Genomic DNA, 19,680 nt, shown 5'->3' with positions numbered 1-19,680 from the left:
TCAGGCGCCCTTCCCCTTGACCGCTTCCATGCCGACCGATTTCGGGCTGAGCGAGGCGAACAACGCCTGGACGTAGGGCCGGAACATATGCTCGAGCGCGCCGGCGAACAGGATGACGAGGCCCTGGATGATAACGATCATGTCGCGGCTGATCGCCGGCATCTCGAAGGCGAGTTCGGCGCCGCCCTGGTAGAGCATGCCGAACAATATTGCCGCCATGACGATGCCGACCGGATGCAGGCGGCCCATCAGCGCCACCGCGATGCCGACGAAACCGGCGCCCGAAACGAATTCGAGTGCGACATTGTGCTGGTCGCCCATCGTCGGGTTGAGCGCCATCATGCCGGCTAGCGCGCCCGAGATCATCATCGCGATAATGATGATGCGGATCTCCGAAATGCCGGCATAGCGCGCCGCTTTCGGGCTGTGGCCATAGGTGCGCATCTCGTAGCCGAGCTTGGTGCGCCAGATCAGCACCCACACCAGGAAGGCCATGGCTAGCGCCAGCAGGGAACTGACGTTGAATGGCGCCGAACGGATTTTGGCGCCGAACAACTCGATGACCCAGTTGAGCTTCGGCAGTTGCGCGCCTTCGAGGAAGGTGCGGGTCTGCGGTGCCATCGAGGCGGGGGGCTTCAAGTACCCGACCAGCGCACGGACCATGACGCTGGCGGCGATGAAATTGAACATGATGGTGGTGATGACGATGTGCGAGCCGCGCTTGGCCTGCAGATAGGCCGGGATCAGCGCCCACAGCGCGCCCATCGCCGCGGCGGCGATAATGGCGATCGGGAAGGTCAGCCACCAAGGCAGCACGCTGTCGAAGGCCAGGCAAACAATGCCAATGCCGAGACCGGCGATATAGCCCTGGCCCTCGCCACCGATGTTGAACAGGCCGCAATGCGCCGCAACCGCCACCGAAAGCCCGCTGAAGATGAAGGTGGTGGCATAGAAAAGCGTGAACGCGATGCCTTGGCCGCGGCCGAAGGCACCCTCGACCAGGACGACGGCTGCGCGCAGTGGGTTCTCGCCAACCAATATGACGACGAAGCCGGCAACGACGAAGGCGACGAACAGGTTGATCAGCGGGATCAGGACGTAGTCGGCCCAGGCCGGCAGCTTGGCATAGGGAGTGCTCATTCCGCCGCCTCGCGCTGCTCGACGCCGGCCATCAGCAGGCCGAGCTCGCCCTCGGTCGCGTCGGGGCCGCGTTCGCCGACGATGCGGCCGGCAAACATCACCAGGATGCGGTCGGACAGCGAGCGTATCTCGTCGAGCTCGACCGAAACCACCAGCACCGCCTTGCCCTGGTCGCGCATGGCGATGAGGCGCTTGTGGATGAATTCGATGGCTCCGACATCGACGCCGCGCGTCGGCTGGCCGACGATCAACACGCCGGGATCTTGTTCCATTTCCCGCGCAAGCACGATCTTCTGCTGGTTGCCGCCGGAGAAATTGGCGGTCTTGAGGCGGCAGTCCGTCGGGCGGATATCATATTTGACGATCTTGTCCCGGGCATCGTTACGGATGGCGTCAATGTCAAGGAACGGCCCCTTCAGATAGCGCTCGTCGTCCTGGTAGCCGAGGATCGAATTCTCGTTCTCCTCGAAGGCCAGCACCAGCCCGACATGATGGCGGTCCTCCGGCACATGGGCAAGGCCGCGCTCGCGCAGCTCGCCAGGGTCGGCGGCGCCGGTGAGGTCGATCGGCTTGCCGTCGAGCATGACCGAGCCCGAAACGGCATGCCTGATGCCGGAAATCGCCTCGAGCAATTCGGACTGCCCGTTGCCGGCGACGCCGGCAATGCCGACGATCTCGCCGGCATGGACATCGAAAGAGACGTCGTCGACCATGGTGACGCCGCGGGAATCCTTCACCGTCAGGTTCTTGATCGCGAGCTTGACGCCGCCGGCCTTCGCCTCGCCCTTCTCGACGCGCAGCAGCACGCGCCGGCCGACCATCAGCTCGGCCAGTTCCTCGACCGTGGTCTTCTTGGTCTCCCTGGTCGCCACCATCGTGCCCTGGCGCATCACCGAGACGGTGTCGGTGATCGCCATGATCTCGCGCAGCTTATGGGTGATCAGCACGATCGTCTTGCCCTGCTCCTTCAGCTGCCTGAGGATGCGGAACAGGTGGTCGGCCTCGGCCGGCGTCAGCACGCCTGTCGGCTCGTCGAGGATCAGGATCTCGGCGCCGCGATAGAGCGCCTTGAGGATTTCGACGCGTTGCTGCAGGCCGACCGGCAACTCCTCGATGATGGCGTCCGGATCGACTTCGAGCCCGTATTCGCGCTCGAGCCGCTCCAGCTCGGAACGCGCCTTGGCGATGCTCTTCTTCAGCAGCGCATCGCTTTCGGCGCCGAGAATGACGTTTTCCAGCACCGAGAAATTGTCGACCAGCATGAAATGCTGATGCACCATGCCGATGCCGAGCGCGATCGCATCGTTCGGTGTCTTGATCGATGCCGGCTGCCCACCGACACGGATTTCGCCGGAATCGGCCTGGTAGAAACCATAGAGGATCGACATCAGCGTCGACTTGCCGGCGCCGTTTTCGCCGACTATGCCATGGATAGTGCCGCGCATAATCTCCAGATTGATGTCGCGGTTGGCGCGCACGGCGCCAAAGCTCTTGTCGATGCCGATCAGCTCGATTGCGGCTTGCGCCATGCAGCCTGTTCCCACTGTTATTTTTTTACCGCTTGGTCAAACGCCTAGCATGACGCCCAGTCTGTGCCAATTGGGTCCGTACCAATTGGCCGGAGCAGGGTTCACTCTCGACAAATCCCGCCATGCTTGTCAATTTCCAACGTGGCCGCACCCCTGCACAATCGCCTGATCGAGGATTTCACATGACCATGCCCGACGACCGGCTGACGACGCTGGAAATCCGCGCCGCCGAGCAGGAGAAGACCATCGAGGAACTGTCCGGCCAGATCGCCGAGCAGTGGAAGGTGATCGAGCGCATGCAGCGCAAGCTCGACGCGCTGGCCGAGCGCTTCCTGGCGCTGGAGGAACAGGCCGCACCCGACGTGCCGGTGACAAAGCCGCCGCACTGGTGAGGCGGGCCGACAAGACAAAACCGCCGGGCTTTCACCCGGCGGCTCGTCAGTTCAGCAGTACCAGTCGATCAATAACGGCAATCGATCAATACGGGCAGGCATTGTCCGACATGTAGTCGTGCACCTTGATGGTGCCGGCGATGATGTCGGCCTTGGCTTTTTCGACCGCCGCCTTCATTGCATCGTCGACAAGCGCCTTGTTGTTGTCGTCCATGGCGTAGTCGACGCCGCCTTCCTTGAGGCCGAGATCGTTAACGCCGGCCGTGAATTTGCCGTCCTTGGCATCCATGAAGGTGTTGTAGACGGCAACGTCGACGCGCTTGACCATGGAGGTCAGCACCTTGCCGGGCTGCAGGCCGTTCTGGTTGGAATCGACGCCGATGCCGAGCTTGCCGGCGTCGGCCGCTGCCTGCAGCACGCCGACACCGGTGCCGCCTGCCGCCGCGTAGACCACGTCGGCGCCCTGGTCGATCTGCGTCTTGGCGATCTCGCCGCCCTTGGCCGGATCGTTCCAGGCTGCGGGCGTATCGCCGGTCATGTTCTGGATGACGTCGGTGGCGCCGGCCGCCTTGGCGCCGCCGACATAGCCGCAGCCAAACCTGCGGATCAGAGGAATGTCCATGCCGCCGACGAAGCCTACCTTCTTGGTCTTGGAAGCCATCGCCGCCATCACGCCGACGAGGTACGAGCCTTCCTGCTCCTTGTAGACCAGGGAGCGGACATTAGGCTTGTCGACGACCATGTCGATGATGGCGAATTTGGTGTCGGGGAACTCGGTGGCGATCTTGTCCAGCGCATCTGCCCAGGAGAAGCCCGCCATGACGATCGGGTTGCGGCCGTCCTCGGCGAAGCGGCGCAGCGCCTGCTCGCGCTGGGTGGCGTTGCTGACCTCGAATTCCACATAGGGGATGCCGGTCTCGGTCTTGAACTTTTCAGCGCCGTTGAACGACGCCTCGTTGAACGATTTGTCGAACTTGCCGCCGAGATCATAGAGGATCGCGGGTTGAATGTCCGCGGCGAAGGCCGGAAGAACCATTGCAGCTGCGGCCATAAGGCCGAGAACGATACGTTTCATGTGATCCACACCCCTGTCGGTTATTTGTCCATTATGCACCGCATGCCGGCCCGGTTCTCCGGCAGGCATACGGTGTCGGGCAGGAGTGTCTTCCTCCCGCTTCGGGTCAATCTGGCACGGCCCGAAACAAAATTCACGTGGAATTTTGACCCTTTGGAAAAGCATGGCGCCGCATCGCGGCGCCACAGCATATTCCTTGCGTCAGGGGCATAAAATCAGGCGGAGACGGCGGCCGGAATGGCGCAGGAGACGCCGGTTCCCTGCAGGCCGCAATAGCCGTAGGGGTTCTTCGCCAGATATTGCTGGTGGTCTTCCTCGGCGAAGTAGAATTCCGGCGCCGGCGCGATCTCCGTGGTGATCTTGCCGCGTCCGGCGCCGCGCAGCGAACCCTCGTAGGCGTCGCGCGAGGCGATCGCAGCCTGGTGTTGAGCGTCGTTGAACGTATAGATCGCCGAGCGGTAAGTGGTGCCGACATCATTGCCCTGGCGCATGCCTTGCGTCGGGTCGTGGCTTTCCCAGAACAGCTTCAAGAGCTCGGCATAAGACACGATCTTGGGGTCGTAGACGACGAGCACGACTTCGGCATGGCCGGTGAGCCCCGTGCAGGTTTCCTGATAGGTCGGGTTGGGCGTGACGCCGCCGGCATAGCCGGCCGCCGTGACCCAGACGCCCTCGACTTGCCAGAACAGGCGCTCGGCACCCCAGAAGCAGCCCAGTCCGAACATCGCCGTTTCCATCCCTTCGGGATAAGGACCCTTGAGCGGCCTGTTCGAGACAAAGTGCTTCGATGCGGTCGGGATCGGCCGGTCGCGGCCGGGCAACGCCTCGGAGGGTTTCGGCAGGTTGAGCTTCTTGTTCAGCATGTCGCTGAGAAACATGTGTGGGTTCCTTTTCTTCTTGGTTGAGCCTCCCCGGTACGGGAACACCGGGTCAGGCTGGAAATGTCAGGTTGCGGCGAACCGCCCGCTGGGGCGCTGCCGCCTGTAACCGATGGCATAAAGAATGAACGCCAGCACCGCGAACACGGCAAAGCCGGGCTGGCTGAGCACCCAGGCGATGGCACCGTCCCACAGCAGCGGGTTGATCTTATCGCGGACGAAGCTTTCGAAGGCGCTGCGCGTATCCGGCGAGACAGCGAGCCAGCTGGTGTTGAGCGGGGTCATCACCAGCGCCGAAGCCGCCACCGAGCGGGTCGCATCGAGCACGGCCATGATGACCGAAACCGAAAGCGCGACCATTGCAGCGAGACGAAAGACGAAGCGGAACATCCGGACCCTTCCTCCCCAGGAGTTTATCAGAATGTCGTGTCGGACTGTTAGATAGGATCTACCCGCTTATTGCACAATCGCGACACGTGAAGTTGAACCCGCGACCGCCGGTTCGCCGGAACCGGTGGCGCTCCGGACGGCAAGCACACCTCCGCCGATCGTTTCGATAGGCTCCCAACGGGTGCTCCGATAACATGGGCTGAGCATCCCTATCCGGCAAAGCGAATAGACTGCCGTTATGTCTTGGCATTCGGCACCGGATCGACTAGATGAGCCCCGCGCCTGTTGCTTTGACGGCTCAGGTGCGGGGAAAGGGTATCCGCTGGTTGACGGCGCCCACGGCCGGAATTCCGGCACCGGAATCCCAAAGGAGATGCATCTCCCCAACCCGCGCGGCGAAACCGGCCGCGTCGAAAATGCTAAAGAGACGGAGAGGTGGCCGAGTGGTTGAAGGCGCACGCCTGGAAAGTGTGTTTACGGGAAACCGTAACGCGGGTTCGAATCCCGCTCTCTCCGCCAATTATTAAAAATACACCAACAAAACCAAATGCTTAACAAAAAGCGGTTGTTTAGACCCGCAATCCTACCTACATGGGAATATTTTCCTATTTGAGCCGTCCGTCAGGCGGCGAGCGAAGCGACTTGCCCGGAAGGAACTCCGGCGTCCACTCTCGGCCAACCCGTGTCCGCCAAGCCGACTTGAGAGGGCGCACCTCCAGTTTTTGATATGGCTAATGCCCAAGGGTTAAAAGCCATACACGGGGCTGGGTACGATTACGATCAAACAGCGCCGCCGCCCCGAAAAGCACACCCCGACGTCTATCAGCCACATAAGCCACTCCTTGCTTGGCGACCTGTCAGGACTCGGCGGCGATATCGACGTGGCCAGATGGAACACCTCCATATTCCCAAACTGGCTCGCGATAGCGCCTAGTTCTGATGCACGTTGACTCCGCGCGGCCGAGCTCGCCCCTCGCGACTCCTTCCCCGCGCCCAACCGGTGAGACTCACCGGCGCAAGCGGACTCACGACCCCACCACACCCAGCGCAGTCTGACCAGAGAGAGTAAAGCGCAAATGGCCGACGTATTCACGAGTAACTGGTATGGCTTTAACAAAGTGTGATGAATGTACCGGGTGACCACACCAGGGACAAATCAGGGACACATGGGATTTTCGCGAAAATAAATCCCGTGCGCCCCATGATCCGACCGGTTATATTGATTAATGCGGAAAGATGTTCCGTGTCTTATTTGATTTGGAGCTAGCAATGACTACATTTATCAGGCGCGCCGAAGTAGAGCGGCGGACCGGGCTGAAGTCTTCGTCGATCTACGAGCGGATGGCCGCTGGCGATTTTCCGAGGCCGATCCGAATCGGCCCGAAGGCAGTGGCTTGGGACGAAACTGAGATTGCGGATTGGCAGGCGGAGCGCCTCGCGAAGCGCGATGCGGCAGCAGCGTAAGGAGGAATGAACATGGCAGACCAAAACTCCCACACCATACTTACTAAAGGCGACAAATATTACGCGGAGAGCGCACCCAAGCGCGCCAGCGAGATGCCACTGACGAACGAACCGTGGCGCTCCGAACTTCGCGAGGCCCACCAGCGCGATCTGGAACTCCATCGCGAAACACAGGCCAAGCAGCAGCTGATCAAAGCCGACGGTGCGCCGCACGTCCTCGTAGCCCTCGCCGGCGAAAATACTGAGGTGAGGGATTACTTGATCGGGCTGGTGGCCGCTCGCAGCCTGGAGGGGAAATGACGCCGTGGGCAAAAAGCAAACCGAGCACCTCGTCCAGTGCATACTTCGAGGTCTTCGGCTTCCGCCGGGGGCCGGAGAAAACGTGGGGCAGCAAGTGGCGGCGCATCTTGCGGGACCGGAAACTGTCCCCGCCGTGCTTCGGGCGCTCTCCCTGCTGTCGGAGGGGTGGCGGACCGCCGAAGCCGAGTTCCGCCGGCAGGTGATGGCGCACACGGACGAATGGCTCGCGGAGCTGGCCGCGATGCCAGAAGTCGAGCGGCTGGGTGCGGCGCTGGCGACAATGAGGGCGCACGGCCACGAGATGCCCCCCTGCTTGGTCGAGTTGCTTGGCGAGTTGGCCGACATGGCTAAACGGGAATTGGAGCGGCGGGGCCAACTCGTCCCCGGCGCCGGAGTGCATTGAGATGAGTTGGGCCGCGACATCTCCCTGCGCTCGCGGCCCTCTCTTTTTCAGTGATGGTGATTGTGTGGATCGTGCTGGCGAGATGAAAGGAGCCGAACGATGGCAACGATAATCAATCTGAATGAAGTGCGGGCAAAGCGGCGGAGGCCGCCCGATCCGCTGGTCGATGAGGCGTTTGTGGCAGCGTGGGAGTCCATCTTCGAGGCGCTGGAACTGGTCGAGACCATTCAAACGCCGAGGACGGCGCGAGCGCGGGAACTGCTCCTGCGGGGATTGGCCGTGATGCTTGAAAGGGAAAACAGGAGGCGGGGCCAGTGCATGAGGTGATGAAGGTGGCGGAGGCGATGGAGTGGGAAGTGGTGGGGCCGCTCACGGAGGAGGATATGGGGGCGCTGACGGCGAAGGCCGAGGCGGAGTGGAGGGCGTTTGAGCGGGGGCAAGAAAAGACGACGGGGGGCGGTAACGGTCCGCTTGTGAAGATGTTTGCGGAGCGGCTGGCGATAAAGCAGCAGGCGTCCGCCGCACCAGCCAAGACAGCGGACGCCTCGGCGGAACTTAGCCGTGTGCGGAATCCCAGCGGAATTGTGCCTTCGCTGGACAATGCGGTGATGGCGATACGGAAGCTCGGGGTCGTGTTTCGGTTTGATGAGTTCCGACAAAAGGTGGTCTGCGAGGGCTTGGAAGGGCGGGTCGGCGTGACGATGGATGACATTGTGCTGCATGTCCGGAAGGCCGTGATCCAGACGCTTGGCTTCGATCCAGAGCCAGCGCACACACGGGATGCGATCCGCCTTCTGGCACAAGAGAACTCCTTCAACCCGGTGCTCGACTTCATCGACGCTCAGCAATGGGATGGAGGGCTAAGAATAGACGAATGGCTCATTCGCTATGTTGGAGCCGAAGACAACGAGTTGAACCGGGCATTTGGGCGAGCGGTCCTCGTCGCGGGCGTTCGGAGAGCGCGCCGACCCGGCAGTAAATTTGACTGTGTTTTGGTGCTTGAAGGTCCGCAGGGGCGCGGTAAGTCGAGCGTACTGAAGATCATGGCAGGCGGCGAAGATTTCTTTTCCGATGAGATCGCTATCGGCGTTAGCTACAAAGAACAGCAGGAATTAATTTCTGGAAAGTGGATTGTCGAACTTCCCGAACTGGCCGGACTAAATCGGGCGGAGGTTAGTCGGGTTAAGCAGTTCATCACAAAGACGCACGACCGGGCGCGAGGGGCGTTCCAGCGCTCAGTGGAGGAGATGCCTCGGCGCTGCATTTTCGTCGGCACCACTAATGACTCTCAGTACCTCCGCGATGCGACCGGGAACCGGAGGTTTTGGCCGGTGACGGTGGGCAAGATCGATCTGAAGGCGCTGGCGGAAGATATGCCCCAGCTTTGGGCCGAGGCTGCGATGGCGGAACGCGAGGCCGCCGATCCGATTTCGATCCCCGAGACGCTGTGGGCGGCGGCTGCGGAACGGCAGGCCGAGCGCGTGGCGGGCGATCCGTGGGAGGACGTGCTGCTGAGCGCCTTGCCCGCGTATGCGAAAGTTGCGGAAGGCGAGCTTCGGATATCCACTCAGACGGTCTTCGAGAAGATCATGAACATGGAAATGCGACACGCGCGTATGGCCGACTACCGGCGCCTGGGCGATTGCATGCGGCAGCTTGGCTGGAGTGGACCGAAGGTCCTCCGGCTCGATGGCGCCAACGTGAAGGGCTACTGGAAAGCGCCCCTGAAGTTGAGCGGGTGATATGGCGCTACCGGTGTAACCGGTCGCTACCGGTAGCGCCTATAGACTTTTCCCGGCGGAACATCCCAACCCAACAATGGTCAATGGACCGGTAGAACCGGTAGAACCGGTAGAAGCCGTTCCAAAACAACGATTTAATGCGCTACCACCCCGCTACCCCATCTACCGCTTTAAGGGGCAGGTCTGCCCAGAACGAGGAAGAAAAATGACTGACACTGAAATCAGCCCGGCGCTCAAGAAGCTGCTGGACATCATGACCTCGCCAGAGGTGCCGGTTGCGCGCTCCATTGACGCCGCTAAGGCGATCATTGAGTTCGAGGCCCCGCCCGAGGTGTTCGGCCTGACCTACCAGTTCCTAATGGGCGTGGCGAACGATGACCGGCAGGACGTGGGGCTGAAGCTGGAGGCTCTTAAGCTCATTCGCAAAGTGGAAGCCCGCCGCGTCGTTCCCGGCATCACGAAGGCAGCGGATACGAAGGCCCAGGCCGAACTCGGAATGAGGCTCGCTCATTCGCAGAAGCGGCTCGCGCTTTTCAGGGAGGGCAAGTGGCACCCCGCTTCGGCGGATTGGGCACGGGGGCTGGAAGCGGTGGAATGCAGGGCGGTTGAGGTGGATGGGCTGGGGAGCCGGCTGGAGAAGGCCCGGCTGAAAGTGATTATTAGGCAAAATCGCCCCACAGTTGATGCTTAGCGCGGAGCAGTGAAGCTTGCGCTCAATCTCCCTATAAGAGAGACTACAGTCATGTTTCCTTGGGGGCTTGGATGCAGAACTCCATTGCTTGGCTAGAAGTTTTCAAAGTCGTCGCTCAGCTGCTGGTCGGTCTCGGTTGGCCTGCGGCGGTCGTCCTCATCGCTTACACATTTCGCCATGAGATCAAAAAGAAGTTCGATGACCTAGAGACAGCGGGGCCAACCGGCGTCACATTTCGCCCCCAGCAAGGCCAGGAAGCGGAGAAGCTGAAGGAGCTGCAACTCACTGCCTCTTCGAACAGCAGCCCTGTGCAGCATGCCGTGGAGGAAGCGATACTTGCTGACCTACAGGCAATCCAGGACAGTCGGCGTATCCCCATTTTGGTCCATCAACTCGCATTGGCCAGATTGGCGCGGCACTTTGAGGAAATTTTCTGGGTCATTTTCGGGAGCCAGATCGAGGCGCTAAGGCTTCTATTGGATACGGGCGGGAAGGCTTCAACGGCCCAAGCCGAAAAGCATTTCGAACAGGTTAAGAGCCAACATCAAGACTTCTACGCGTCTAACACGTTTACCGATTGGTTCCGTTATCTCAGGGAAAGCGGCCTCGTCGCCACTGATGGGGAGTCGGTGAGCATTACAGACATGGGTAAGGAGTTCCTTGTGTACGTGGCCGAAACGAAAGCGGGCAGGACAAGACCATTCTGATGCCATGAAGCTTAATCATTTAAATGCTGTAATTGCCTTTATGATGGCTACGGCCCCGGCTACCGCTAAGGAAACCGAATTCATTGAGCAAGCCGCCCTCCTTGGTGTGTATAGAGACGTGTGCCGCCAACCCGTGGAGGATGAAACCATCATGATCTCTATCGGCTCAGCCATGGTACAACAGGCATTGCCAAGAGAAACGGTGATTGCCAGAGCGACTAAGCGAGATCGGCATATCCGAGACTACGTTCTCAGAAGTGGAACACAGAATACGTTCTGCGAAGCGTTTATGTATTATCTAAAAAATGGCTATCCGAAATAGGTCTCGCAGTTTCACTCATCCCTCCAAACCACCCGCCTTTCCCATCGGATCTCGACCAGCCGCCGGAACCGGATGGTCTCTAGTTCCTGCCCGACAGGATGGAATAACTCCGCTCTCATCGATTCCTTCCGGCCGCACTTTTCGCAGCGGACCTTTGCCCGCACCTGATCAATGGTGACGTTGCCGATCACCTCCCGCAGTTCCTGCGGCATGTAAAAGCGCTTGATATTGCAGTGCCCGCAGCTAATGCGGGCAACCTGCCCCGCATTATGGGCATGCATCAACGTCCAAGGCGCGCCTTTGGGCCATTTGTCGGGTTGCTCAGGCATGCTATGAAATGAGGAACATATTCCTCTCCGGTCAAGGGTCTCTTGACACTTTTGTTCTTATTTCGTTCACTGCCGCAGGAACCGGTTAGTGGAGGGTGGAATGAGCGCACCGGACGACTGGGAAGTTGAAGGGCATGCCATTTCTCTCACCGTGGAAATCAACGTCGAGCTACCTCTAATGGAAGAATGCTTAGCGCAGACCGTGCTGTCCCTCAGAGAGGTTGCAGACCGGCTTGAGCAGGGTGAGGACATGGGCGAGATCAAAGACAAGAACGGCAATCGGATTGGGCATTTTGATAGTCTGCCTGAGGAGCGAGACTAGTGTCTCGTCACCAACTCGTGCAAGAACTAGAAAGCGCGGCCGATCATATCGCAGATGCATCGCGGGCCGATCTGCAGGTGTTGCTTCGCCGGGCAGCGCTCTTGCTGCGGAATGTGGGCGGGCTGAGCTTGGAGCCGCGCACCGAGGAAATCCTCGCGGGGCTGGCGGCGGAGATGGGCAAGGCCAAGCTAGATCTGGTCGAGACGATCTTGGATGATTGGCTGGTGGCGAATGCGTATGTGCCGGTGCCCCATGCGCTGGATGAGGAAAGCGAAATCGGCGGAAATGGGTGAGACCTTACTGACAGCTCTTGAGCGCCACCCCGTTCTTGTCCTTGTACGATTTAAGCGGTCCATTCGCTGAGACCCGTATCGTTGTGCCATCCTGTTCGCACGCCAGACAAGAATTCGTCTCACAAATGCGCAGGATTAGTGCTCGCGATGACGCGGCTGTCGTGCTCGAAACCCAAAAGTCGGAAACGTCAGACGAGTTCGTCACAGCCGGAGAGTTTGGGTCGTCTCTCATCGATACGACCAACGCGGAGAGCTTACCTTGGAACGACACCAAATTTTGTACAGTTGAATAGGTCGTCCAGCCAGCTAGAATTAGAAGCACAACCACGATGAAAAACAAAAACATCCCAAGCCTTGTTCTGCGCTCTTTAAGAGTCTGCATAGCAAGATTAAATTTTTGAGTCGAAGACATACTATCAGTGTTTACATGAAACGACTCGTTTAGGGCATTTACCAAATCGCGCTGTTGATCAGGGGCGGCGTTTGTAATTATTTTCGCACGATTTCTCAGATACAGAATGTAGGCAGTTAGGCAAGCCGCTACGATAAAAGCGGCTAAAGTAAAAGTTGATTGAACTTTCGGTATTGCATCCCAAATTGCTGTAAGCATAGCTTTACTTTCTATTGAGGTATGCAGCCCGCTGAGGAGGCTGAAGACCAATCTGTTTTCAAAAAAGCCTGCCAAGCCTGATTTGCTATGGCGACGCAACCGTGCTGCACAAAAAGCCGGCTATCGCTAATGCCGTTTATTTGCTTGGGAGAGCTGGCATCAAAGTTTGCGAACGTAGTAGCGACGTCCTGCGAATTGCTCTGCAGAAGGTCGAGGGAAAGTTTCAAAGCCGAGGGATCGGCTTGCGCGATCGCGGGCGAAAGCGCCAAAAAGAGAGTGTTTGCAAACGCAGTGGGATCGCTTACTGCTGGTCCGACAACGTCCTTAGGGTCGTTGAGAAATCGCAATCCTTGGGTAATTGGATCGCCCTCACCGCTTTTGAAAAACTGCAGGCCATTGAGATAGCCCTGCTTTTCGATTTCTTGCAGAGCAACAGCTTTCGCTTTCCCAGCCTCGAATGTAACTGTACATTTGCTGGGCAGGTCGGCGACCGAGCATGTTCCTTCTGCGCTGGCCGACGCTTTTTGATTTTTCGTACACTCACAAGTATTTTCCGCCGCTAAAGCGGAAACGCTGCTTGCGATCAAAGAGAATGTCACCAACGCGCAGCGAGCGCTCTTATCGGCCCACATTGTCGCCCCCTCAAACATTCAGCAATTCTGATTTACAGCTTGACGGCTCCACTGGCGAGTCAGTTTTCTGAAATATACCAAGCTACTGCACCGCATCCCTCAAAATGCGAAACGCACTCGCCCGCCCAATCCCCAACTTTGCTGCGATCGCATGTGCCGTCAGGCCCTCGCCCCTTCAGGCTTGGTGTTTGATCCGCTGGACAGTGCCGACACTAACGTGATGCTTAGCCGCGAGAGCGCGGACGCTCCCGTATGGCGAACTCAGGTCCCGGGCAATCGCCTCCTCCGTCACCTTGGAGACGCGGGGGCGTCCTAGCTTCTTGCCCTTCGCCCTAGCCGTATTGAGGCCCGATTTGACGCGCTCGCTGATCATCGCACGCTCAAACTCGGCGAACACCGCCATCATCTGAAACATGGCCTTGCCTGCCGGGGTGGTCGTGTCGATGCCCTGCTGGTGGAGGAATAGATCAACGCGGAGGGCGTGGAGGTCGGAAAGGAAGGCGACGAGGCCCTGAAGCGAACGGCCCAGCCGGTCGACGCTCCATGCCATCACGACGTCAAAACGGCGCCGGGCAGCGTCTTTGCAGAGGGCATCGAAGGCGGGTCGCTTAGCGCTTGCTCCGCTAACGCCATGGTCGCGGTAGACCTGGACAATCTCCCATCCCGTGCGGGCCGCGACCTCCCGCAATTCACGCTCTTGGCGATCGGTGGTTTGCTGGTCGGTGGATACGCGGAGATAGAGTGCGGCGCGCATGGCGTTCGCCCTTTCGAAGTGAGCCCTAGGGTTCAACTAGACGGCGCGCTTTCGCGAGCCGCCCAGCAGAACGTTAGCGATGCGCCGTTAGATGGTCAGTTCAAACTCAGTCGCGGCCTTCGCGGCGAGCGATGCCTCGTGGGCAGTGCGGGCTTGGGTGTCGAGACGGTCGCGTTTCGTGGTGGGAAGCCCAATAAAAAGCCCCATGAGGAACTTGTTCCGGTCCTTCGCGTCGGTCTGCTCATATCGGGCCTTATTGTCTGGGCTGAGCGCATTGCGGACCATCTGGCGGATAAACCGAACGTGCGGTTCTTCGGCCGGGCCAGCCGTTCGCCCAATCGCCCCCTCGATCAGCCGTTTGCGCTTGGCGTCGAAAGCAGCGGTGGCCGCGCCCTGGCTCTTAGCGCCCGCGTATGCGTCCTGCAGGGATTGGAGGGCGAAGCCCATGAGATATTCGACCGAGGCGTCTGGAAGGGCTTGGCCGTCCAGCGTCCATTTGCCTTTTTCGACGGCCAAGGTTGCCTCGCCCAGATGGCCAAACTCGCGATGTGAAAACGTGCGCGTGACTTGCATAGGTGTATCTCCGTTCAATGGTGCGGCTGGTCCGCGTTAAGTCTCTGAATTTACTCGAAAAATGTCGCTCTGCTATGCGCGACAGTCAAGCGCTTTGTGCGAAAAACAAATGGTTTTTGAACGCAAACATGACAGGCTCAAAAGCCCGGATTTCCGCCCTTTCGGCGCGGGCGTTTTTCAGGGGTTTTTTGAACACGCATCGCGGCGGGTGCGGATCGGATCGGAGGCCTGGGATATGGCTCAAGGTGGCGTGTTGCCGATCATGGCGGATGGTGGATCGGGCCGCCGTTATCGTCGTGGCCGTGGCCGTGGGCGGGCCGTGGACGCGCGTTCAACGTCATCGGGCATGCGATGGCCGGACCGTGCCCGGCGCGCGTTGTGGGCCATGTGCGGGGCGCACATCGATACGGCTTTTGAGGACCCCCACCCCCCTCGTTTTCATTCGATGCAGAGAGGCTTTCGCTGATGCCACCCCCGGCCATCCCCCCAACCACGTCCCTCGCAAATTTTGTGGGATTTTCTAAGACCCTGGAGCTAGCCGATCCTTGGAGCCGTCAACAAGTTCGTGCACGTAGGCGATGAGCTCGGCAAGGTCGACTCTGCCTGTCTCAGTTGCCATTCGTGATTTCAACAGTTCTAGAGAATGAACCTTTTTTGCAAATTCAAACCGTTGGCCGCTTACCTCCGAGCAAACTCGTTTGATAAGCTTTGCCGCATCGACCTGGGCAAGCCATAGCCGCTGTGCTAGATCGCCATTGAAAACTTTGCTGGCCTTGAACTCTTTGGCTCCGCCCAACTCCAGTAGGCGCTCCTCGATCTGCCTGCGTGTTTCGTCCAGACTTAAGTCAGGAACGTGCGCAACCAGCAGATCGGCTATTGCCGAAGGATCCAGCAGGTAGCACTCGAAATGCCGACGAGGGAGCAGGTGGATGTTTCCTGCCGATCGCCGCAACAGGTCGTCTTTCTCACGGTCTGAGAGCTCCTCAAGATCGAAGCCGAAAGTCACTGACTTAACGAGGGGAGTAGCCGCGCGGCTAAGGCGCTCATAAATTTCAAGCACCAACTCCAACCGAGTACCCGTCTTACTAAAGTCTCCAGTGGCGATCACTGGTACGAACATGGTCGAGCGAGGCATAGGGGCGACTGCTTGCGTATAGATGTACGGAAAGCAGAGCTCCTCGGTCGGTCCCTCTACCCAAATGATCCGCTCCACCGCAAACACATCGGTCATTGAAATTCCAAGTTGGCCCGTAACCTGACGCAAGTCTTCTAAGTTGTTGAGGTCGACTGGCGTAACCGAAGACTCAAAACCAATTTTGCGGACGAAATTGACCGTCGAAGGGGAGCTTGCGCTTAGCACCTCGGGCGAGTGGGTAGAAATAATGTACTGATGCCGCGGATAGTTTGTCTGAAGGATGCGTAGGAGCGTTTTGGCTGCGGCCGGATGAAGGAAACTACTGATCTCATCCACAATAATGACCGCTTCTTCCAGCGTCATCGCCACGGTCAAAATCGCGATAGCCTGAGCGACCCCTGTGCCGCACCTATCCAACCCAACGCTTAATTCCGGATACTCTCGCTCATCAATAGGCCATACTAAAATCTCCAAATCTTGTTGCTGCGTGGGCCGGACACTTAGGTTACGGATCGTAGAAAAAATCTCGCGGATATGTTCTACAAGCCTCACAAATAATTCGGTGCGCTCACCCTGAATGCGGTTTAAAACTGCAGCCAGATTATTCGCAGAGCTACTGAGGCGTTCAGGATATGAAAATCCTCCTCGTCCTAATCCGTAGCGCTGAGCGTCAAACATAAATACGAATTCATTCCATATTGCACTTATCAACTCTCGAGTATTATCCGGATTGCTATTCGTCTTACCTCGATATCCAATCGAATCTCCTACACGACCGAGCATAGCAACACCAGAGTTATCAGCAGCAAGATCCTCTTCCCCTGGATAATACATTCGATGCATACCATCAGGTAGGCGGCGAAATCTGAAATGAAAATTCGGAGATACTATGATCTCTTTTATGAGGCGCTCTACAGTTCTAAATCCGTTTTCACCGACTGCCCAATTTACCAAGTTAACATTCTTAAGCAAAACACCCTCAATTGACTCTCCGCTTAATGAAACTTCTACCTCTTGTAGGGAATGACCTAAGCGCTCTGCGCGATATTCACGCAAGCTCCTATGCGGGGCGTCATCGAGGGTATGTATCGAGCGGAGAAGAGCACTTTTGCCGGCATTGTTTTCGCCAACGATGATATTGACGCCCGGCTTCAGGGAAATCCAACCTGTATCAGGAAAGCTGCTATAGTTAAGGTCTCGAAATCTTTCGATCTTCACAGGTACGCTCCCTCTTCGAGCGGTACCCAACCATCATCCCACTGCCAGCACAAGACGCTGTCTAAACTCTTCCGTCCTCCCGGATTTTAGCGGGCAATGGAGTCACAACCTCGCGGATCAATTATCGCAAACTCATGCGCTGACTCGAACCTTTGTTGGCGCGGTGCTGCAATATCCTGCCCACGCAGTCATTAGCCGCCGGCGCTTTTCCAGCATGTCGCCGCGCTGGTATGCCGCCTCCGTCTTGTCAGAGAGGATGTGCGCCAGCGCCGCCTCAGCGACCTCACGCGGGAAGTTCGAACGCTCCGCTGCCCAATCGCGGAACGTGGAACGGAAGCCATGAACGGTCAGGCCCTCTATCCCATCCATGCCGCGCAGCAATTCCAACATTGCCATGTTGCTGAGCGGTTTGCCCTTTCGGGCGCCGGGAAAAATGTAATGGCTGTCGGCCTCTCGCGGGACGCTCTTCAGGATGGCGATCGCGCGATCTGAGAGCGGCACCCGATGCGGTCGGTCCGCCTTCATGCGCTCGGCGGGGATCGTCCAGAGCTTCTTCTGGAAGTCGAACTCGTCCTCGGTCGCGCCGATGGCCTCGCCAGTGCGAACAGCGGTCAGAACTGTGAACTCCAGCGCTCGAGCCGAGATGCTGTCCATCGAGCGAAGGCGCGTCATGAACGCGGGAAGCTCGTCGTAAGGCATCGCCGCGTGATGCTGGACCTTCGCGACCTTCGCCCGTGCGGGCAGCGTCTTGTCGAGATGGCCGCGCCACCGGGCCGGGTTGTCGCCCTTTGGACGAAAGCCCCTCACGGTGGCCCAATCAAGCACCGACTCCACCCGGCCTCGGACACGCGAAGCGGTCTCGGTTCTAGTTTTCCAGATTGGGTCCAATATCTGATGGATATGGGCGGTTTCGACCTTCGCCACTGGTAGGTCTCCGATGAAGGGCCACGCGTATTTTTCCAGCGTGTTCTTCCACTGGTCGGCATGTTTGGCGTTCTTCCAACCCGCCTTCTGCGAGGCAATATAGCGCTCGGACGCCTGCTTGAATGTGATCCGCTTGGCCTCGTCGGCACGATGGGTAGATTTCTTCTCTTTCCGTTCCTCGATTGGATCGATGCCATCAGCGACCTTCTGGCGGGCTTCACGGGCCCTTTTTCGTGCCTCCTGCAGGGAGAAGGTGTTGACGTCGCCAAGCCCCATATACCGGGCCTTGCCGGCAAGCATGAAGCGGAAGAGCCAGGACTTGGTGACATTGCCCTCCTGCGCGTCCTTCGCAGTGCTCTTCGCCACTTGCAGATAAAGGCCGTTGCCGTCACCGTAGGTGCCTGGCTTTGATTTCTTCGCTACCTCGACGGCGCTTAATTTGTTAATCGACCTGGCCATACGCCCTCCCAACGCTCTTATTTTGCAATGGGCAAAACATACCTACAATCCAACCCACAAACAAGCATTGGATTTAGCCGGAATTGGGCAGAACTCTTCGGATCGATTTAGGCTGCCATCGCAATGTTCTTATTGAGCTTTCGGAACTCAGCGGAACTAGGCGTGAGTTAGGCGGACGGACGCTCTCTCCGCCAGTTAAATCTCACCGGTTCGCCAGCCTAAAGGGACACTGGACGGCTACTGCCGCTGCGGTGCAGGTATCTTGGGGCAGGCAGAGGGGCGCGCGAAGGCTACTGAGCGGCTTTCATCTTCGCCGCACCGTTACCTCAGATCAGCCTACAACCAATCGGCCCGCGCTTCACCAGAAGCGCGGGCTTGGTCGACTCGGCACCATCGCCGCCCCGTCTAGCGCGGGACCGCTTGTATCCCCGAGACCGAGCGCTCTGTTTCGGCGGAGAAAACCACGAAGGCAAAGATAAGCACGGCGACAGCGACGATCATTGAGCCGGTGGCGACGATCGGCTCGAGCGCCGGATTTCCCTGCAGCATCAGGTAAAGCGCCGGCAGCATCACGACCAGGCCGAGATTGTAGACGCCATAGTGGATCATCGCGCTCCTGCGGGCAGCCTTCGCCGGGTTCAGCGCATAATAGCCGCCGAATATTGCACTGGTGACCCAGCCCAGCAGGTTGATGTGCGCGTGAGCCGGAAACGCACCGTGATCGCCTGAAATTGCCATCTGCAGGCCAGCTGCAATTCCCAAAATAAGAAAGATGATGGCTGTCTTGAAAAAGAGTTCCGAAACCTTAGGCATGTCATTCTCCCAAACCCGTTTTTGCCGCCGCATCATGCTGTGGTTCCGGCGATCTTGCCAAGGGACCGTCGGGCCTGCGGCACCATTTGTCGCCAGCCCGACAGCCCGTTGGCGGCCGGCCGCCGGGCTTGGCCGGTTGCGAGTCCAGCCAGCAAAAAATATGCACTCACGCTAATTTAATTGCAACATTACCGGCCAGGCTTCCATGTCGTTCTCGCCAGGGAAGTGTCCTGCACGATGGTGGTGCCATACGCGCCAAAGGTCTGCCCGTCAGTGTTGCAGCAAGGCCTCGCCGAACTTCTCCCACAGCTGTGCGCAATCTGTTGCTCTGAGGCTGGGGGTTCCGACTGGGCCATATCTGATGACGGCGGCGTGAACATCATAGCCAACGATAGGTGCATTGGCGACAAAGTGGATAGCCTCGCCCAATCGGCGGGGGCCAATTGGCGCATCGGTTTTGTTGGTGATATCGAAGACACCACGAATATCCGCTTCCTGATTCCTGGCTGCCAACGCAGCCGCCATTACCCTTTCTTGCATCATCGAAATCTCTCCTATCGGTCTAAGTCTAAGAACCGCGGCTTA

General features: G+C 58.7%; 25 protein-coding genes and 1 tRNA gene. 13 read left to right on the top strand and 13 right to left on the bottom strand.

The window, feature by feature from the left end; translation table 11 throughout:
• Window positions 1-1,140, bottom strand: coding sequence for an ABC transporter permease (locus NKI58_RS10165; protein ID WP_023675313.1), 1,140 nt, complete (start codon window positions 1,138-1,140; stop codon window positions 1-3).
• Window positions 1,137-2,669, bottom strand: coding sequence for an ABC transporter ATP-binding protein (locus NKI58_RS10160; RefSeq protein ID WP_352454009.1), 1,533 nt, complete (start codon window positions 2,667-2,669; stop codon window positions 1,137-1,139). The genes NKI58_RS10165 and NKI58_RS10160 overlap by 4 nt, the downstream gene beginning before the upstream one ends.
• A 182-nt stretch (window positions 2,670-2,851) precedes the next feature.
• Between NKI58_RS10160 and NKI58_RS10155 the strand changes: the two genes are divergently transcribed.
• Entirely contained in the window at window positions 2,852-3,061 is a 210-nt protein-coding gene (locus NKI58_RS10155; protein ID WP_031194007.1) for a SlyX family protein, read from the top strand.
• Window positions 3,062-3,146: 85 nt separating this feature from the next.
• Here the strand turns inward: NKI58_RS10155 and NKI58_RS10150 are convergent, their stop codons facing one another.
• The 3 genes from NKI58_RS10150 to NKI58_RS10140 all read right to left on the bottom strand — a co-directional run bounded on the left by NKI58_RS10150 (window position 3,147) and on the right by NKI58_RS10140 (window position 5,404).
• Complete coding sequence (locus tag NKI58_RS10150; protein WP_023675310.1) at window positions 3,147-4,136, bottom strand: BMP family lipoprotein; 990 nt, start codon at window positions 4,134-4,136, stop codon at window positions 3,147-3,149.
• A gap of 215 nt (window positions 4,137-4,351) precedes the next feature.
• On the bottom strand, window positions 4,352-5,014 hold the full coding sequence (msrA, locus tag NKI58_RS10145; protein WP_023675309.1) for a peptide-methionine (S)-S-oxide reductase MsrA: 663 nt from the start codon (window positions 5,012-5,014) through the stop codon (window positions 4,352-4,354).
• Between the two features lie 66 nt (window positions 5,015-5,080).
• Entirely contained in the window at window positions 5,081-5,404 is a 324-nt protein-coding gene (locus tag NKI58_RS10140) for a hypothetical protein (RefSeq protein WP_023675308.1), read from the bottom strand.
• 429 nt (window positions 5,405-5,833) lie between these two features.
• Here NKI58_RS10140 and NKI58_RS10135 point away from each other — a divergent pair.
• The 9 genes from NKI58_RS10135 to NKI58_RS10095 all read left to right on the top strand — a co-directional run bounded on the left by NKI58_RS10135 (window position 5,834) and on the right by NKI58_RS10095 (window position 11,033).
• Window positions 5,834-5,923 (top strand) — tRNA-Ser (locus NKI58_RS10135).
• 750 nt (window positions 5,924-6,673) lie between these two features.
• The gene (locus NKI58_RS10130) at window positions 6,674-6,868 is read left to right on the top strand and encodes a helix-turn-helix transcriptional regulator (RefSeq protein WP_352853180.1); all 195 of its coding nucleotides are present in this window, start codon (window positions 6,674-6,676) and stop codon (window positions 6,866-6,868) included.
• Window positions 6,869-6,880: 12 nt separating this feature from the next.
• Window positions 6,881-7,168: a hypothetical protein gene (locus tag NKI58_RS10125; RefSeq protein ID WP_352853179.1), complete on the top strand. Its 288-nt coding sequence runs from the start codon at window positions 6,881-6,883 to the stop codon at window positions 7,166-7,168.
• Window positions 7,169-7,172: 4 nt separating this feature from the next.
• A complete protein-coding gene (locus NKI58_RS10120) occupies window positions 7,173-7,571 on the top strand; it encodes a hypothetical protein (protein ID WP_352853178.1) in 399 nt (132 codons plus the stop codon).
• 99 nt (window positions 7,572-7,670) lie between these two features.
• The gene (locus NKI58_RS10115) at window positions 7,671-7,898 is read left to right on the top strand and encodes a hypothetical protein (RefSeq protein ID WP_352853176.1); all 228 of its coding nucleotides are present in this window, start codon (window positions 7,671-7,673) and stop codon (window positions 7,896-7,898) included.
• Window positions 7,886-9,313: a virulence-associated E family protein gene (locus tag NKI58_RS10110; RefSeq protein WP_352853175.1), complete on the top strand. Its 1,428-nt coding sequence runs from the start codon at window positions 7,886-7,888 to the stop codon at window positions 9,311-9,313. Before NKI58_RS10115 ends, NKI58_RS10110 begins: the two co-directional genes overlap by 13 nt.
• A 205-nt stretch (window positions 9,314-9,518) precedes the next feature.
• Complete coding sequence (locus tag NKI58_RS10105) at window positions 9,519-10,004, top strand: hypothetical protein (RefSeq protein ID WP_352853173.1); 486 nt, start codon at window positions 9,519-9,521, stop codon at window positions 10,002-10,004.
• Window positions 10,005-10,075: 71 nt separating this feature from the next.
• Window positions 10,076-10,711, top strand: a complete 636-nt coding sequence (locus tag NKI58_RS10100) for a hypothetical protein (protein WP_352853171.1) — start codon at window positions 10,076-10,078, stop codon at window positions 10,709-10,711.
• Between the two features lie 4 nt (window positions 10,712-10,715).
• Window positions 10,716-11,033, top strand: coding sequence for a hypothetical protein (locus tag NKI58_RS10095; RefSeq protein ID WP_352853169.1), 318 nt, complete (start codon window positions 10,716-10,718; stop codon window positions 11,031-11,033).
• A gap of 11 nt (window positions 11,034-11,044) precedes the next feature.
• Here the strand turns inward: NKI58_RS10095 and NKI58_RS10090 are convergent, their stop codons facing one another.
• On the bottom strand, window positions 11,045-11,362 hold the full coding sequence (locus tag NKI58_RS10090) for a hypothetical protein (RefSeq protein WP_352853167.1): 318 nt from the start codon (window positions 11,360-11,362) through the stop codon (window positions 11,045-11,047).
• Window positions 11,363-11,462: 100 nt separating this feature from the next.
• On the opposite strand from NKI58_RS10090, the gene NKI58_RS10085 reads away from it, so the two are divergent.
• Both NKI58_RS10085 and NKI58_RS10080 read left to right on the top strand, forming a co-directional pair.
• Window positions 11,463-11,684 carry a hypothetical protein gene (locus tag NKI58_RS10085; protein ID WP_352853165.1) on the top strand — a complete coding sequence of 74 codons (222 nt, stop codon included), beginning with the start codon at window positions 11,463-11,465 and terminating at the stop codon, window positions 11,682-11,684.
• On the top strand, window positions 11,684-11,977 hold the full coding sequence (locus NKI58_RS10080) for a hypothetical protein (RefSeq protein ID WP_352853163.1): 294 nt from the start codon (window positions 11,684-11,686) through the stop codon (window positions 11,975-11,977). Before NKI58_RS10085 ends, NKI58_RS10080 begins: the two co-directional genes overlap by 1 nt.
• 621 nt (window positions 11,978-12,598) lie before the next feature.
• Here NKI58_RS10080 and NKI58_RS10075 read toward each other — a convergent pair.
• The 3 genes from NKI58_RS10075 to NKI58_RS10065 all read right to left on the bottom strand — a co-directional run bounded on the left by NKI58_RS10075 (window position 12,599) and on the right by NKI58_RS10065 (window position 14,546).
• On the bottom strand, window positions 12,599-13,219 hold the full coding sequence (locus NKI58_RS10075; protein WP_352853161.1) for a hypothetical protein: 621 nt from the start codon (window positions 13,217-13,219) through the stop codon (window positions 12,599-12,601).
• A 175-nt stretch (window positions 13,220-13,394) separates the two neighbouring features.
• Entirely contained in the window at window positions 13,395-13,973 is a 579-nt protein-coding gene (locus NKI58_RS10070) for a recombinase family protein (RefSeq protein ID WP_352853160.1), read from the bottom strand.
• 87 nt (window positions 13,974-14,060) lie between these two features.
• Window positions 14,061-14,546 carry a hypothetical protein gene (locus tag NKI58_RS10065; RefSeq protein ID WP_352853158.1) on the bottom strand — a complete coding sequence of 162 codons (486 nt, stop codon included), beginning with the start codon at window positions 14,544-14,546 and terminating at the stop codon, window positions 14,061-14,063.
• 109 nt (window positions 14,547-14,655) lie between these two features.
• On the opposite strand from NKI58_RS10065, the gene NKI58_RS10060 reads away from it, so the two are divergent.
• Window positions 14,656-15,012: a hypothetical protein gene (locus tag NKI58_RS10060; protein WP_352853156.1), complete on the top strand. Its 357-nt coding sequence runs from the start codon at window positions 14,656-14,658 to the stop codon at window positions 15,010-15,012.
• Between the two features lie 54 nt (window positions 15,013-15,066).
• On the opposite strand, the gene NKI58_RS10055 is transcribed toward NKI58_RS10060, so the two are convergent.
• The 4 genes from NKI58_RS10055 to NKI58_RS10040 all read right to left on the bottom strand — a co-directional run bounded on the left by NKI58_RS10055 (window position 15,067) and on the right by NKI58_RS10040 (window position 19,638).
• Complete coding sequence (locus NKI58_RS10055; protein ID WP_352853154.1) at window positions 15,067-16,899, bottom strand: AAA family ATPase; 1,833 nt, start codon at window positions 16,897-16,899, stop codon at window positions 15,067-15,069.
• A 132-nt stretch (window positions 16,900-17,031) separates the two neighbouring features.
• A complete protein-coding gene (locus tag NKI58_RS10050; protein ID WP_352853152.1) occupies window positions 17,032-18,282 on the bottom strand; it encodes a tyrosine-type recombinase/integrase in 1,251 nt (416 codons plus the stop codon).
• Between the two features lie 405 nt (window positions 18,283-18,687).
• Window positions 18,688-19,095 carry a hypothetical protein gene (locus tag NKI58_RS10045; protein WP_023675307.1) on the bottom strand — a complete coding sequence of 136 codons (408 nt, stop codon included), beginning with the start codon at window positions 19,093-19,095 and terminating at the stop codon, window positions 18,688-18,690.
• A gap of 270 nt (window positions 19,096-19,365) precedes the next feature.
• Window positions 19,366-19,638 (bottom strand): hypothetical protein, encoded by a 273-nt coding sequence (locus NKI58_RS10040; RefSeq protein WP_352469463.1) that lies wholly within the window; start codon window positions 19,636-19,638, stop codon window positions 19,366-19,368.
• Window positions 19,639-19,680 lie beyond the last annotated feature (42 nt).

The organism is Mesorhizobium sp. M0522 (genome assembly GCF_040321085.1).
In the GTDB taxonomy this organism is placed as follows: domain Bacteria; phylum Pseudomonadota; class Alphaproteobacteria; order Rhizobiales; family Rhizobiaceae; genus Mesorhizobium.
The sequence above is the reverse complement of the archived record's forward strand: the minus strand, read 5'-3'. Positions and strand labels throughout refer to the sequence as shown.

Bases quoted from the DNA above. Each gene is read 5' to 3' on its own strand.
- NKI58_RS10165 (WP_023675313.1), bottom strand. From the start codon at position 1,140: ATGAGCACTCCCTATGCCAAGCTGCCGGCCTGGGCCGACTACGTCCTG.
- NKI58_RS10160 (WP_352454009.1), bottom strand. From the start codon at position 2,669: ATGGCGCAAGCCGCAATCGAGCTGATCGGCATCGACAAGAGCTTTGGC.
- NKI58_RS10155 (WP_031194007.1), top strand. From the start codon at position 2,852: ATGACCATGCCCGACGACCGGCTGACGACGCTGGAAATCCGCGCCGCC.
- NKI58_RS10150 (WP_023675310.1), bottom strand. From the start codon at position 4,136: ATGAAACGTATCGTTCTCGGCCTTATGGCCGCAGCTGCAATGGTTCTT.
- msrA (WP_023675309.1), bottom strand. From the start codon at position 5,014: ATGTTTCTCAGCGACATGCTGAACAAGAAGCTCAACCTGCCGAAACCC.
- NKI58_RS10140 (WP_023675308.1), bottom strand. From the start codon at position 5,404: ATGTTCCGCTTCGTCTTTCGTCTCGCTGCAATGGTCGCGCTTTCGGTT.
- NKI58_RS10130 (WP_352853180.1), top strand. From the start codon at position 6,674: ATGACTACATTTATCAGGCGCGCCGAAGTAGAGCGGCGGACCGGGCTG.
- NKI58_RS10125 (WP_352853179.1), top strand. From the start codon at position 6,881: ATGGCAGACCAAAACTCCCACACCATACTTACTAAAGGCGACAAATAT.
- NKI58_RS10115 (WP_352853176.1), top strand. From the start codon at position 7,671: ATGGCAACGATAATCAATCTGAATGAAGTGCGGGCAAAGCGGCGGAGG.
- NKI58_RS10105 (WP_352853173.1), top strand. From the start codon at position 9,519: ATGACTGACACTGAAATCAGCCCGGCGCTCAAGAAGCTGCTGGACATC.
- NKI58_RS10100 (WP_352853171.1), top strand. From the start codon at position 10,076: ATGCAGAACTCCATTGCTTGGCTAGAAGTTTTCAAAGTCGTCGCTCAG.
- NKI58_RS10095 (WP_352853169.1), top strand. From the start codon at position 10,716: ATGAAGCTTAATCATTTAAATGCTGTAATTGCCTTTATGATGGCTACG.
- NKI58_RS10090 (WP_352853167.1), bottom strand. From the start codon at position 11,362: ATGCCTGAGCAACCCGACAAATGGCCCAAAGGCGCGCCTTGGACGTTG.
- NKI58_RS10085 (WP_352853165.1), top strand. From the start codon at position 11,463: ATGAGCGCACCGGACGACTGGGAAGTTGAAGGGCATGCCATTTCTCTC.
- NKI58_RS10075 (WP_352853161.1), bottom strand. From the start codon at position 13,219: ATGTGGGCCGATAAGAGCGCTCGCTGCGCGTTGGTGACATTCTCTTTG.
- NKI58_RS10070 (WP_352853160.1), bottom strand. From the start codon at position 13,973: ATGCGCGCCGCACTCTATCTCCGCGTATCCACCGACCAGCAAACCACC.
- NKI58_RS10065 (WP_352853158.1), bottom strand. From the start codon at position 14,546: ATGCAAGTCACGCGCACGTTTTCACATCGCGAGTTTGGCCATCTGGGC.
- NKI58_RS10060 (WP_352853156.1), top strand. From the start codon at position 14,656: ATGGTTTTTGAACGCAAACATGACAGGCTCAAAAGCCCGGATTTCCGC.
- NKI58_RS10050 (WP_352853152.1), bottom strand. From the start codon at position 18,282: ATGGCCAGGTCGATTAACAAATTAAGCGCCGTCGAGGTAGCGAAGAAA.
- NKI58_RS10045 (WP_023675307.1), bottom strand. From the start codon at position 19,095: ATGCCTAAGGTTTCGGAACTCTTTTTCAAGACAGCCATCATCTTTCTT.
- NKI58_RS10040 (WP_352469463.1), bottom strand. From the start codon at position 19,638: ATGATGCAAGAAAGGGTAATGGCGGCTGCGTTGGCAGCCAGGAATCAG.